A 13,434-nucleotide genomic window follows, 5' to 3' on the forward strand; every position below is an offset into this window, starting at 1 on the left:
CTCTTCCGTCCACACCACCTGCGTTTACGCTAATCTGCGATCGGTTATCCGTCTTTGCGCGTCAGCCAGACGCCGCACTCCATATGGTGTGTATAGGGGAACTGATCGAACAGCGCCAGGCGCGAAACCTGATGCGTTTGCGCCAGCGTCCGCAGGTTGTCGCACAGCGTGTCGGGATTGCAGGAAATATAAAGGATGCGCGGATAGGCCTGCACCATCTTCACCGTCTCTTCATCCAGCCCGCTGCGCGGCGGATCGACAAAAATGGTTTCGCACTCATAGCTCTTCAGATCGATACCCTGTAAGCGGTTAAAGCTGCGCACGCCGTTCATCGCCTGGGTAAACTCTTCCGCCGCCATGCGGATAATCTGCACGTTATCGATCTGGTTGGCGTCGATATTGAACTGCGCCGCCGCCACCGACGGCTTGGCGATTTCGGTCGCCAGCACGCGGCGGAAATTGCGCGCCAGCGCCAGCGAAAAGTTGCCGTTGCCGCAGTAAAGTTCCAGCAGATCGCCGCGCGATCCGGTGGTGACGTCCAGCGCCCACTCCAGCATCTGAATGTTCATCGCCGCGTTAGGCTGGGTAAAGCTGTTCTCAACCTGACGGTAGATCATCTCGCGGCCCGCCACCGGCAGACGCTCGTCGATAAAATCCTGGTCGAGACAGATCTTGGTTTTGGTGGCGCGGCCAATCAGCTGCACCGCATAGCCTTCAGCCCGCAGCGCGTCACGCAGCGCGCTCGCCGCCTCGACCCAGTCCGCTTCCAGCTTGCGGTGGTAGAGCAGCGAGATCACGATCTCGTTGCTCATGGTCGAGAGGTAGTCGATCTGAAACAGCTTGTGGCGCAGCACGCGGTTGTCGCGGATCCCGGCGATCATTTTCGGCATTAGCGCGTTAATCAGCTCGCTGGCGGCGGGAAAGCGATCGACGCGAATGCGTTCGCGCGTCGCCTGATCGAAGATGATGTGGTAGAGATCGTCGCCATCGTGCCAGAGGCGAAACTCCGCGCGCATCCGGTAGTGGCTGACCGGCGAGCGAAACACCTCCGCTTCAGGTGCGGCGAACGGCGTCATCATCGTCTGTAAACGGCTGACTTTCTCGGCCAGTTGCGCGTCGTACTGCTCGGTCGGGAGATGTTCGGGTGTCATGATCGATCCTGGTTAATAGCAAACTTGCGGGCGATTGTAGGCATTCACCTGGCGTTGTCCAGTCCTGCGCGCATCGGGCGGTATAGCTGTCTGGACTTCCATTATCACTCCTGTAGACTGCCTGCGCCGGCCTCAGCCTGAGTTAAAAGGGAATCCAGTGCGAATCTGGAGCTGACGCGCAGCGGTAAGGAATGTCGTGGCGATCGCCTTGCAGACACTGTCCAGCCGGATGGGAAGTCTTCGCCACCTATGGTTCCCAGCCCGAAGACCTGCCGGTGTGACGTCGCAACTCGTACGGTCATCGCGTGCTATCGATCGTATGCCTGCGGCATCCTGCTTGGTCTTTTGGATGCTCATAAAAATGAAAAAACACTCCGCTTCGCTGTGCGCGTTTAGCGCAACGGCGCTTGCTCTCTGGGCGCAACCTGGTTTCGCTCAGGATAATGATGATACGCAAATCGTAACCGCCAACCGCTTCGCCCAGCCGGTTTCGTCGGTGCTGGCACCCACCACCGTGGTGACGCGCGCTGAAATCGACCGCTGGCAGGCGAAAAGCCTGACTGACGTGATGCGCCGGCTGCCTGGCGTTGATGTGGCGCAGAACGGCGGCCTCGGGCAGAGCAGCTCGCTGTTTATTCGCGGCACCAATTCCAGCCACGTGCTGATCCTGATTGACGGCATTCGCCTCAACCAGGCGGGCATCTCGGGTTCGTCCGACCTTAGCCAGATCCCGCTGTCGCTGGTACAGCGCATCGAATATATCCGCGGCGCGCGCTCGGCGGTTTACGGGTCGGACGCTATCGGCGGCGTAGTAAATATCATTACCGGCCGCGCGCAGCCCGGTACCACGCTCACCGCCGGCGTCGGCTCGAAAGGCTATCAGTCATATGATGGCTCAACGCAGCAGCAGCTGGGCGACGCCACAAAACTGACGCTGGCCGGCAACTACACCTATAACCGCGGCTTCGACGTCGGTGCCGGCTATCCCAACGCCTATGGTCCGGCGCAGGGCGACAGAGACGGGTTTATGAGTAAAACCCTCTATGGCAACCTCGAGCACCAGTTCAGCGACGAGCTGAGCGGATTTGTACGCGGCTACGGCTTTGACAACCGCACCGCCTATGACGGCTCTTACAGCTATGATGACAGCTATACCAATATTGTCGGCCTGGCGGATACGCGTCAGCTCTATAGCCAGACCTGGGACACCGGCCTGCGCTTCAACCGCGACATCTACTCGACGCAGCTGATCGCCAGCTACAGCCGCACCAAAGATATTAATTACGATCCGCGCAACGGCCGCTATGGCGCCGCGTCCACTTTTGACGACGTCACCCAGTACAACCTGCAGTGGGGCAACACCGTGCAGGTCGGCCAGGGCGCCATCAGCGGCGGCGTCGACTGGCAGAAAGAGACCACCGAACCTGGCACCAACTATCTGGCGGAGGGTTATGAGCAGCGCAACACCGGCCTTTATCTCACCGGGCAGCAGCAGTTTGGCAGCGTGACGCTGGAAGGCGCGCTGCGCGGCGATGACAATAACCAGTTCGGCTGGCACAACACCTGGCAGACCGCCGCCGCATGGGAGTTCATATCGGGCTATCGCCTCTTCGCCTCCTACGGCACCGCGTTTAAGGCGCCGAATCTCTCCCAGGTCTACAGCCCGGGCTACGGCAATCCTGACCTCGATCCGGAAAAGAGCAAGCAGTGGGAAGGGGGAGTTGAAGGGCTGACCGGAGCGGTGAGCTGGCGGCTTTCTGGTTATCGCAACGACATTAGCAACCTGATTGATAGCGATCCGGTGACCTATCGCTACTACAACATCAGTAAGGCGCGTATTAAAGGCGTCGAGGCGACCGCGTCGTTCGAGACCGGCCCGCTGGGCCATCAGATCTCCTATGACTATGTCGACGCGCGCGACGGCGAAACCGACGAGCAGCTGGTGCGCCGTGCGAAACAGCAGGTTAAGTACCAGCTCGACTGGACGATTTATAACCTCGACTGGTCGGTGACGTATCACTATCTCGGCGACCGCTTCGATAATGACTACAACAGCTATCCCACCCGCCGCGTGAAACTGGGCGGCGTGAGTCTGTGGGATCTCGCGGTGTCGTATCCGGTCACATCTCAGCTGACGGTTCGTGGTAGAATTGCCAACCTGTTTGATAAAGACTACGAGACAGTGTATGGCTATCGAACTCCGGGAACGGAGTATTACCTCAGCGCCAGCTACCGCTTCTGATCTGCGTCCCACCGTGCTGGTGTTTGACTCCGGCGTCGGTGGGCTCTCTGTCTATGATGAGGTCCGGCAGCTGCTGCCGGATCTGCATTATCTCTACGCTTTCGATAACGCAGGCTTCCCGTACGGCGAAAAGAGCGAAGCGTATATTGTCGAGCGCGTCGTCGATATCGTCGGCGCGATTGCCACCCGTCATCCGCTCTCGCTTTGCATTATCGCCTGTAACACCGCCAGCACCGTCTCCTTGCCGGCGCTGCGCGCGCGCTTTGATTTTCCCGTAGTGGGCGTGGTGCCCGCCATAAAGCCGGCGGCAAGGCTAACGCGCAACGGCGTGGTCGGGCTGCTGGCGACGCGGGCGACGGTGCGCCGTCCCTATACCCATGAGCTGGTGGCGCAGTTCGCTACTTCTTGCCAGATCGCGATGCTGGGCTCGGCGGAGCTGGTGGAGCTGGCGGAAGAGAAGCTGCACGGCCAGCCTGTGGCGTTGCAGGATGTGCGTCGTATCGTTCAGCCCTGGCTGCGCATGGCCGAGCCGCCGGATACCGTGGTGCTGGGCTGCACGCACTTTCCTTTACTGCGCGAAGAACTACAGCAGGTGCTGCCTGAGGGAACGCGTTTGATTGATTCGGGCGCGGCGATTGCGCGGCGAACGGCCTGGCTGCTGGAGCATGAGGCGCCAGCCGCGCAATCTTCGCAGGCGAACTGCGCCTTTTGCACCGAGCTAAACGGCGAAGCGCTGCAATTATCACCGGTTTTAAGGCGTTATGGCTTCCCGGCGCTGGAAAAAGTGGCAGTTTAGGGTAGTTTTGCTGAAAAAATCGACACTCGGAAATTAATTTGAAATTAGCCCTTGTCAGCCAGAAAGAACTCCCTATAATGCGCCTCCACTGACACGGCACAACGGCTTACGGAATGCGGTGTTAAGTAAGGTTCGACAAGGTTCGAATCGTCAGGAAAGCAAAAATAAATGCTTGACTGATAAAGCGGAAAGCGTAATATACGCAGCCCGCGCCGCTGAATAATCGCGGCATGCTCTTTAACAATTTATCAGACAATCTGTGTGGGCACTCGAGAGCAGATATCAAAGCCTCCGGGCTTAAAAAATATCAAGCCTCACGAGTGGACACATAATGACATTCATTATGACGTTTTACAGATGAGCACCGCTTAACTTGTTTAAGCAAATCAAACTTAAATTGAAGAGTTTGATCATGGCTCAGATTGAACGCTGGCGGCAGGCCTAACACATGCAAGTCGAACGGTAGCACAGAGAGCTTGCTCTTGGGTGACGAGTGGCGGACGGGTGAGTAATGTCTGGGAAACTGCCCGATGGAGGGGGATAACTACTGGAAACGGTAGCTAATACCGCATAACGTCGCAAGACCAAAGTGGGGGACCTTCGGGCCTCACACCATCGGATGTGCCCAGATGGGATTAGCTAGTAGGTGGGGTAACGGCTCACCTAGGCGACGATCCCTAGCTGGTCTGAGAGGATGACCAGCCACACTGGAACTGAGACACGGTCCAGACTCCTACGGGAGGCAGCAGTGGGGAATATTGCACAATGGGCGCAAGCCTGATGCAGCCATGCCGCGTGTATGAAGAAGGCCTTCGGGTTGTAAAGTACTTTCAGCGGGGAGGAAGGCGATGCGGTTAATAACCGCGTCGATTGACGTTACCCGCAGAAGAAGCACCGGCTAACTCCGTGCCAGCAGCCGCGGTAATACGGAGGGTGCAAGCGTTAATCGGAATTACTGGGCGTAAAGCGCACGCAGGCGGTCTGTCAAGTCGGATGTGAAATCCCCGGGCTTAACCTGGGAACTGCATTCGAAACTGGCAGGCTAGAGTCTTGTAGAGGGGGGTAGAATTCCAGGTGTAGCGGTGAAATGCGTAGAGATCTGGAGGAATACCGGTGGCGAAGGCGGCCCCCTGGACAAAGACTGACGCTCAGGTGCGAAAGCGTGGGGAGCAAACAGGATTAGATACCCTGGTAGTCCACGCCGTAAACGATGTCGACTTGGAGGCTGTTCCCTTGAGGAGTGGCTTCCGGAGCTAACGCGTTAAGTCGACCGCCTGGGGAGTACGGCCGCAAGGTTAAAACTCAAATGAATTGACGGGGGCCCGCACAAGCGGTGGAGCATGTGGTTTAATTCGATGCAACGCGAAGAACCTTACCTACTCTTGACATCCACGGAATTTGGCAGAGATGCCTTAGTGCCTTCGGGAACCGTGAGACAGGTGCTGCATGGCTGTCGTCAGCTCGTGTTGTGAAATGTTGGGTTAAGTCCCGCAACGAGCGCAACCCTTATCCTTTGTTGCCAGCGATTCGGTCGGGAACTCAAAGGAGACTGCCGGTGATAAACCGGAGGAAGGTGGGGATGACGTCAAGTCATCATGGCCCTTACGAGTAGGGCTACACACGTGCTACAATGGCGCATACAAAGAGAAGCGACCTCGCGAGAGCAAGCGGACCTCATAAAGTGCGTCGTAGTCCGGATCGGAGTCTGCAACTCGACTCCGTGAAGTCGGAATCGCTAGTAATCGTGGATCAGAATGCCACGGTGAATACGTTCCCGGGCCTTGTACACACCGCCCGTCACACCATGGGAGTGGGTTGCAAAAGAAGTAGGTAGCTTAACCTTCGGGAGGGCGCTTACCACTTTGTGATTCATGACTGGGGTGAAGTCGTAACAAGGTAACCGTAGGGGAACCTGCGGTTGGATCACCTCCTTACCTGAAGATACTGCCTTCGAAGTGCTCACACAGATTGTCTGATAGAAAGTAACGAGCAGAAAAACCTCTACAGGCTTGTAGCTCAGGTGGTTAGAGCGCACCCCTGATAAGGGTGAGGTCGGTGGTTCAAGTCCACTCAGGCCTACCAATTCGCACTCATGCTGCGTTATGTTTCCGTCTCGCATAGTTCACTATGCTTCGCGAAAACATGCCTTGCCTGAGCACGAATTCACGTTTCTCCTTAAGGGAAAGGTTGAGTGGTAGTAGACGGTCTCTGCAGTAACTGTATGGGGCTATAGCTCAGCTGGGAGAGCGCCTGCCTTGCACGCAGGAGGTCAGCGGTTCGATCCCGCTTAGCTCCACCATACTGTTTTCTGAAATAGTTCAGAGCGTACCGGAAACGGTGGGCTGTGAAGTATTATGCTCTTTAACAATCCGGAACAAGCTGAAAATTGAAACGACGCTTTGCGTTATTCCTCCGTAATAAGGAATAAAGGCAACGCGTTCGAGTCTCTCAATAATCACAACCGCGACGTCGCAAGACGCCTGTGGGTTGTGAGGTTAAGCGACTAAGCGTACACGGTGGATGCCCTGGCAGTCAGAGGCGATGAAGGACGTGCTAATCTGCGAAAAGCGCCGGCAAGGTGATATGAACCGCTACAGCCGGCGATGTCCGAATGGGGAAACCCAGTGTGTTTCGACACACTATCGCAACATGAATACATAGTGTTGCGAGGCGAACCGGGGGAACTGAAACATCTAAGTACCCCGAGGAAAAGAAATCAACCGAGATTCCCCCAGTAGCGGCGAGCGAACGGGGAGCAGCCCAGAGCCTGAATCAGCTTGTGTGTTAGTGGAAGCGTCTGGAAAGTCGCAGGGTACAGGGTGATACTCCCGTACACGAAAACACACAGGCTGTGAGCTCGATGAGTAGGGCGGGACACGTGGTATCCTGTCTGAATATGGGGGGACCATCCTCCAAGGCTAAATACTCCTGACTGACCGATAGTGAACCAGTACCGTGAGGGAAAGGCGAAAAGAACCCCGGCGAGGGGAGTGAAAAGAACCTGAAACCGTGTACGTACAAGCAGTGGGAGCCTCTTTTATGGGGTGACTGCGTACCTTTTGTATAATGGGTCAGCGACTTATATTCTGTAGCAAGGTTAACCGTATAGGGGAGCCGCAGGGAAACCGAGTCTTAACTGGGCGTTAAGTTGCAGGGTATAGACCCGAAACCCGGTGATCTAGCCATGGGCAGGTTGAAGGTTGGGTAACACTAACTGGAGGACCGAACCGACTAATGTTGAAAAATTAGCGGATGACCTGTGGCTGGGGGTGAAAGGCCAATCAAACCGGGAGATAGCTGGTTCTCCCCGAAAGCTATTTAGGTAGCGCCTCGTGAACTCATTCTCGGGGGTAGAGCACTGTTTCGGCTAGGGGGCCATCCCGGCTTACCAACCCGATGCAAACTGCGAATACCGAGAAATGTTATCACGGGAGACACACGGCGGGTGCTAACGTCCGTCGTGAAGAGGGAAACAACCCAGACCGCCAGCTAAGGTCCCAAAGTCATGGTTAAGTGGGAAACGATGTGGGAAGGCCCAGACAGCCAGGATGTTGGCTTAGAAGCAGCCATCATTTAAAGAAAGCGTAATAGCTCACTGGTCGAGTCGGCCTGCGCGGAAGATGTAACGGGGCTAAACCATGCACCGAAGCTGCGGCAGCAGTAGCGATACTGTTGGGTAGGGGAGCGTTCTGTAAGCCGTCGAAGGTGGCCTGTGAGGGCCGCTGGAGGTATCAGAAGTGCGAATGCTGACATAAGTAACGATAAAGCGGGTGAAAAGCCCGCTCGCCGGAAGACCAAGGGTTCCTGTCCAACGTTAATCGGGGCAGGGTGAGTCGACCCCTAAGGCGAGGCCGAAAGGCGTAGTCGATGGGAAACAGGTTAATATTCCTGTACTTGGTGTTGCTGCGAAGGGGGGACGGAGAAGGCTATGTTGGCCGGGCGACGGTTGTCCCGGTTTAAGCGTGTAGGCTGACTTTCCAGGCAAATCCGGAAAGTCAAGGCTGAGGCGTGACGACGAGGCACTACGGTGCTGAAGCAACAAATGCCCTGCTTCCAGGAAAAGCCTCTAAGCATCAGGCAACACGAAATCGTACCCCAAACCGACACAGGTGGTCAGGTAGAGAATACCAAGGCGCTTGAGAGAACTCGGGTGAAGGAACTAGGCAAAATGGTGCCGTAACTTCGGGAGAAGGCACGCTGGCGCGTAGGTGAGGGGACTTGCTCCCGGAGCCGAGGCCAGTCGAAGATACCAGCTGGCTGCAACTGTTTATTAAAAACACAGCACTGTGCAAACACGAAAGTGGACGTATACGGTGTGACGCCTGCCCGGTGCCGGAAGGTTAATTGATGGGGTTATCCGCAAGGAGAAGCTCTTGATCGAAGCCCCGGTAAACGGCGGCCGTAACTATAACGGTCCTAAGGTAGCGAAATTCCTTGTCGGGTAAGTTCCGACCTGCACGAATGGCGTAATGATGGCCAGGCTGTCTCCACCCGAGACTCAGTGAAATTGAAATCGCTGTGAAGATGCAGTGTACCCGCGGCAAGACGGAAAGACCCCGTGAACCTTTACTACAGCTTGACACTGAACACTGGTCCTTGATGTGTAGGATAGGTGGGAGGCTTCGAAGCGTGGACGCCAGTCTGCGTGGAGCCGTCCTTGAAATACCACCCTTTAATGGCTGGTGTTCTAACGTAGGCCCGTTATCCGGGCTGCGGACAGTGTCTGGTGGGTAGTTTGACTGGGGCGGTCTCCTCCCAAAGCGTAACGGAGGAGCACGAAGGTTGGCTAATCCTGGTCGGACATCAGGAGGTTAGTGCAATGGCATAAGCCAGCTTGACTGCGAGAGTGACGGCTCGAGCAGGTGCGAAAGCAGGTCATAGTGATCCGGTGGTTCTGAATGGAAGGGCCATCGCTCAACGGATAAAAGGTACTCCGGGGATAACAGGCTGATACCGCCCAAGAGTTCATATCGACGGCGGTGTTTGGCACCTCGATGTCGGCTCATCACATCCTGGGGCTGAAGTAGGTCCCAAGGGTACGGCTGTTCGCCGTTTAAAGTGGTACGCGAGCTGGGTTTAGAACGTCGTGAGACAGTTCGGTCCCTATCTGCCGTGGGCGCTGGAAAACTGAGGGGGGTTGCTCCTAGTACGAGAGGACCGGAGTGAACGCACCGCTGGTGTTCGGGTTGTCATGCCAATGGCACTGCCCGGTAGCTAAGTGCGGAAGAGATAAGTGCTGAAAGCATCTAAGCACGAAACTTGCCCCGAGATGAGTTTTCCCTGACCCCTTGAGGGTCCTGAAGGGACGTTGAAGACGACGACGTTGATAGGCCGGGTGTGTAAGCGCAGCGATGCGTTGAGCTAACCGGTACTAATGACCCGTGAGGCTTAACCTTACAACGCCAGAGGCGTTTTGTGAGACGCGAGATTTTCAGCTTGTTGACGGATACACCGTGCGGCCTTATGGCGGCGCGGAAAACAGAATTTGCCTGGCGGCACTAGCGCGGCGGTCCCACCTGACCCCATGCCGAACTCAGAAGTGAAACGCCGTAGCGCCGATGGTAGTGTGGGGTCTCCCCATGCGAGAGTAGGGAACTGCCAGGCATCCATATTGGTATGCACCCGCGAGGGTGACACCGGTTATCAGCGAGACCCCGCTGGTAGCAGCAGTATTCGGTGGTGCGGTAGTTCAGTCGGTTAGAATACCGGCCTGTCACGCCGGGGGTCGCGGGTTCGAGTCCCGTCCGCACCGCCACCCTCTTTAGGGGCGTAGTTCAATTGGTAGAGCACCGGTCTCCAAAACCGGGTGTTGGGGGTTCGAGTCCCTCCGCCCCTGCCAGAAAAAAGAATCCTTTGCTTCGGCGAAGGATTTTTTTTTGCCTGTTATTCAGCCAAAATAAAAAAAGGCCGACAGATCAGCCTCTTTTCACCTGACTTCACCTTACTCAGTCCCCCATCAACGCGCCAGAACCGGAAACTTCAACAGCTGACGAATATGCGCCTGCTGGTCGCTGTTCTGCAGCCACACCGCATACAAAGGACGCACAGCCACCGGCGTATCGGGGATAACCATCAGATCGCTGTAAAGGCTATGCCAGTAGTCCGGCAAAAAGGCGCAGGCACCCGTGGTATAGAGCAGCTCGCGCGTAACGTGCGCAGAGGTGGTGGTTAATACCGGCACGTCGTCGCCACCTGACAGGTAGCTCTCGTGCTGATGGAAGTCCGCGCCCCATTCCAGCTTGATGTAATCATACTTCTCACGCTTCTCTGTTTTACGCGCTCTGAAAAGCGCCAGAGAGATATGGCCAATCTGCTGGCTGGTCAGCTCATCCATCTTCGGCGCTTCGGTGGTGACCAGCAGATCCAGCTGTCGCTCATGCAGCTGCTTCACCAGCAGATGCCGTTGCGCCACGCGCGCTTCAAGATGAAGGCTCTCACGGTTCTCATAAAGCGTTTGCAGCCACGGCGTCAGATAGGCTTCCCATAGCGACGCGCTGGCGCCTATCGACAGCTCATGGTGCTGCTGCGTGTGTGAAACCTCTTTCTTCGCCATCATCCAGGTGCTCATCAGGCTTTCCGCGTAGGGCAGAAGGCGTTCCCCTGCCGACGTGAGCCGTATGTTATTGCGATGGCGAGTAAACAGGTTAACGCCTAGCTGATTTTCCAGCTGACGAATACGAAAGCTGACGGCGGACTGTGTGAGGTAAAGTGCTTCCGCAGCCCGGCCAAAATGGCGCGTTCTGCTCACTTCCAGGAAAGTTTTCAGTAATTCCGTATCCACAGCTTTCTCCCAAAAATTGTTTGTCGTATAGATTTAAATGTTTTGTTTTACACTCTGTCAAGCCTATCTAATACTCCGCGCCATTAATAGCTCGGCCATAAGAGAATCAGGAGCGTGTAAGATGGCGGAAAGCTTCTCAACCACAAATCGTTTCTTTGATAACAAACATTATCCGCGCGGGTTCTCGCGGCATGGTGATTTCACCATTAAAGAGGCCCAACTGCTGGAGCGTCACGGTTTTGCTTTCAACGAACTCGATTTAGCAAAACGCGAGCCGACGACGGAAGAAGAGCGTCTTTTCTTAGAAGTATGTCGTGGTCTGCGTGAGCCGCAAACCGAAGCTGAACGCGTATGGTCCAAATACACGACGCGCATTAAGCGTCCTAAGCGTTTCCATACTCTGTCAGGCGGCAAACCTCAGATGGATACCGTTGAAGATTACAGCGACAGCGACGATTAAGCAGAATGGGGCCATCAGCCCCATTTTTTATTCCAGACTGCGATGCAGATAGATGAGTAAGCGATCGATAGTGCGGTAACTGACTGCTTCCTGAAGATGACAGCGCAAAATCCTCTCCTCACCCGCCAAATCAGCAATTGTGCGCGCCACCTTTAAAATACGCTGCCATGCGCGTACCGAAAGCCCGAGCTGATTCAACACCTCTTCCAGCCATATCGCATCCTCGCTGGCGATACCACACCACTGTTTTATATCGGCATGCGTCATGTGCGCATTAATTTTACCTGCGCGCGCCATTTGCAACGCGCGTGCGTCGATCACGCGCGCAGCGACCTCTGCTGAAGACTCGCCTGCGTCAGGCCGATTACTCAAGAAACCGGCCGGCAGCAGCGGCACCTCTATCGACAGGTCGAAGCGGTCGAGAAAAGGGCCGGATAGCTTGCTCAGATAGCGCAGCACCTGCTGCGGTGAACAGCGATTATGCTGACCCTGATAGTGTCCGGTCGGGCTCGGGTTCATGGCCGCAACCAGCTGAAAGCGCGCAGGATAGGTTACCTTTGCGCGCGCGCGCGAAATGGCGATATGACCCGACTCAATCGGCTCCCGCAGCGCATCCAGCACCCGACGGTCAAACTCCGGCAGCTCGTCCAGAAACAGTACGCCGTTATGTGCCAGAGAGATCTCGCCCGGACGAGGCAAAGAGCCGCCGCCGATAAGCGCATACATCGAAGCACTATGGTGAGGCGCGCGGAACGGCCGCTTACGCCACGCCTGGGACAGTGTCCTGTTCTGCGTCAGGCTGGCGATTGCCGCGCACTCCAGCGCCTCGCTATCGCTCAACGGCGGCATGATGCCGGGCAACCGCGTCGCCAGCATGGTTTTGCCGGTGCCGGGCGGTCCGATCAGCAGCAGGTTGTGTCCGCCCGCCGCGGTAATTTCCAGCGCCCGCCGCCCCTGATCCTGCCCAATGATGTCGCGTAGATCTTCTGCCGCCTGATCGGCACTAGCCTGCTGAACGCGTGCGCAGGAAAGCGCAGCCTGATCTTGCAGAAACGCGCAGATCTCCAGCAGGTGCGAAGCGACCCGCGTCTCGCCATGCTGGATCAAGCCGACATCCTGCTGATTCTCGGCCGAAAGAATCAGCTCTCTTCCGGCGCGCATCGCCGCCATTGCGGCCGGAATGGCGCCCTGAACGCCGCAGAGCGCGCCGTTAAGCGCCAGTTCGCCCACGAACTCATGCTGCGTCAGTTTCGCGTCAGAGAGCTGTTCAGACGCCACCAGAATAGCGATGGCCATCGGCAGATCGTAACGGCCGCCCTCTTTAGGCAGATCGGCCGGCGCCAGATTGATAGTGATGCGCTTTGCGGGAAAGCTGAACCCGCTATTTATGATGGCGCTGCGCACCCGCTCGCGCGCCTCTTTGACCGTCGTTTCGGGCAATCCCACCAGCGTCAGCGCGGGTAAGCCGCTGCTGATATGCGCTTCGATGGTGACCAACGGCGCCTCGACGCCAATCGCCGCTCGGGTAAGCACTCTGGACAATGTCATAACCGCTCCTTAACGCGGCGATTATGGCGCGCAGAAAACGCGACTGCGATGGCGAATCGCTCAGGCTTCGAGAGAGGCCTTAATAAAACAGGCGGCTATGCACGGCGTTGCTTTTTTTCTCGAGCGAACAGGCAAACTTCTCCTTTCTTATTGCGTCACGGTCGTAATGAATATTTATCAACCATGAAATAAGTCTGTGTTTACAGTCTGATAGCTGGCTGGCACGCGCAGAGGCATAAAAAAATCTGATGGAAAAAGTTGTCATCCCCTGCATAACTGTGATAACTCTGTAGGTATTACTTCGAACAAACGAAAAAACAGACAACAGATGAAAGCCCTTCTACAAGTGATTAGCCTAGTCGTGATTAGCGTGGTGGTGATTATTAACCCACCGTGCGGGGCTACGCTTGGAGAAAGAAAGGCTTAAAAATCAAGCCTGGAATTCGAAAAACCCCC

General features: G+C 56.2%; 7 protein-coding genes, 4 tRNA genes, 3 rRNA genes and 1 riboswitch. Of the genes, 11 read left to right on the forward strand and 3 right to left on the reverse strand.

What is annotated here, in order from left to right; genetic code table 11:
- Positions 1 to 44: 44 nt before the first annotated feature.
- Positions 45 to 1,151 (reverse strand): tRNA (uridine(54)-C5)-methyltransferase TrmA, encoded by a 1,107-nt coding sequence (gene trmA / locus MC269_RS00345; RefSeq protein ID WP_239953339.1) that lies wholly within the window; start codon positions 1,149 to 1,151, stop codon positions 45 to 47.
- A gap of 110 nt (positions 1,152 to 1,261) precedes the next feature.
- A riboswitch (cobalamin riboswitch) is annotated at positions 1,262 to 1,443 on the forward strand.
- Between the two features lie 69 nt (positions 1,444 to 1,512).
- On the opposite strand from trmA, the gene btuB reads away from it, so the two are divergent.
- From btuB to MC269_RS00390, 9 genes are all read left to right on the forward strand, one after another.
- Positions 1,513 to 3,393 carry a TonB-dependent vitamin B12 receptor BtuB gene (gene btuB / locus MC269_RS00350; RefSeq protein WP_239953340.1) on the forward strand — a complete coding sequence of 627 codons (1,881 nt, stop codon included), beginning with the start codon at positions 1,513 to 1,515 and terminating at the stop codon, positions 3,391 to 3,393.
- Positions 3,338 to 4,189, forward strand: coding sequence for a glutamate racemase (gene murI / locus MC269_RS00355; protein ID WP_239953341.1), 852 nt, complete (start codon positions 3,338 to 3,340; stop codon positions 4,187 to 4,189). Before btuB ends, murI begins: the two co-directional genes overlap by 56 nt.
- Positions 4,190 to 4,583: 394 nt before the next feature.
- Positions 4,584 to 6,123: ribosomal RNA gene (locus MC269_RS00360) — 16S ribosomal RNA — on the forward strand.
- A 71-nt stretch (positions 6,124 to 6,194) separates the two neighbouring features.
- A tRNA-Ile gene (locus MC269_RS00365) sits at positions 6,195 to 6,271 on the forward strand.
- A 141-nt stretch (positions 6,272 to 6,412) separates the two neighbouring features.
- Positions 6,413 to 6,488, forward strand: a tRNA-Ala gene (locus MC269_RS00370).
- Positions 6,489 to 6,682: 194 nt separating this feature from the next.
- Positions 6,683 to 9,585 (forward strand): 23S ribosomal RNA (locus MC269_RS00375).
- A gap of 92 nt (positions 9,586 to 9,677) precedes the next feature.
- Positions 9,678 to 9,793, forward strand: a 5S ribosomal RNA gene (rrf, locus tag MC269_RS00380).
- The 16S, 23S and 5S rRNA genes sit together here with 4 tRNA genes alongside, the layout of an rRNA operon.
- Positions 9,794 to 9,867: 74 nt before the next feature.
- Positions 9,868 to 9,944 (forward strand) — tRNA-Asp (locus MC269_RS00385).
- 8 nt (positions 9,945 to 9,952) lie between these two features.
- A tRNA-Trp gene (locus tag MC269_RS00390) sits at positions 9,953 to 10,028 on the forward strand.
- 117 nt (positions 10,029 to 10,145) lie between these two features.
- Here MC269_RS00390 and hdfR read toward each other — a convergent pair.
- Positions 10,146 to 10,970: an HTH-type transcriptional regulator HdfR gene (gene hdfR, locus MC269_RS00395; protein ID WP_081136806.1), complete on the reverse strand. Its 825-nt coding sequence runs from the start codon at positions 10,968 to 10,970 to the stop codon at positions 10,146 to 10,148.
- 121 nt (positions 10,971 to 11,091) lie between these two features.
- Between hdfR and MC269_RS00400 the strand changes: the two genes are divergently transcribed.
- On the forward strand, positions 11,092 to 11,430 hold the full coding sequence (locus MC269_RS00400; RefSeq protein WP_033753510.1) for a DUF413 domain-containing protein: 339 nt from the start codon (positions 11,092 to 11,094) through the stop codon (positions 11,428 to 11,430).
- A 27-nt stretch (positions 11,431 to 11,457) separates the two neighbouring features.
- Here MC269_RS00400 and MC269_RS00405 read toward each other — a convergent pair whose 3' ends face one another.
- A complete protein-coding gene (locus tag MC269_RS00405) occupies positions 11,458 to 12,978 on the reverse strand; it encodes a YifB family Mg chelatase-like AAA ATPase (protein ID WP_239953342.1) in 1,521 nt (506 codons plus the stop codon).
- 328 nt (positions 12,979 to 13,306) lie between these two features.
- On the opposite strand from MC269_RS00405, the gene ilvL reads away from it, so the two are divergent.
- Positions 13,307 to 13,405 (forward strand): ilv operon leader peptide, encoded by a 99-nt coding sequence (gene ilvL, locus MC269_RS00410; RefSeq protein ID WP_071813600.1) that lies wholly within the window; start codon positions 13,307 to 13,309, stop codon positions 13,403 to 13,405.
- Positions 13,406 to 13,434 lie beyond the last annotated feature (29 nt).

This window comes from Pantoea sp. Z09 (assembly GCF_022394795.1).
Lineage (GTDB): Bacteria > Pseudomonadota > Gammaproteobacteria > Enterobacterales > Enterobacteriaceae > Pantoea > Pantoea latae.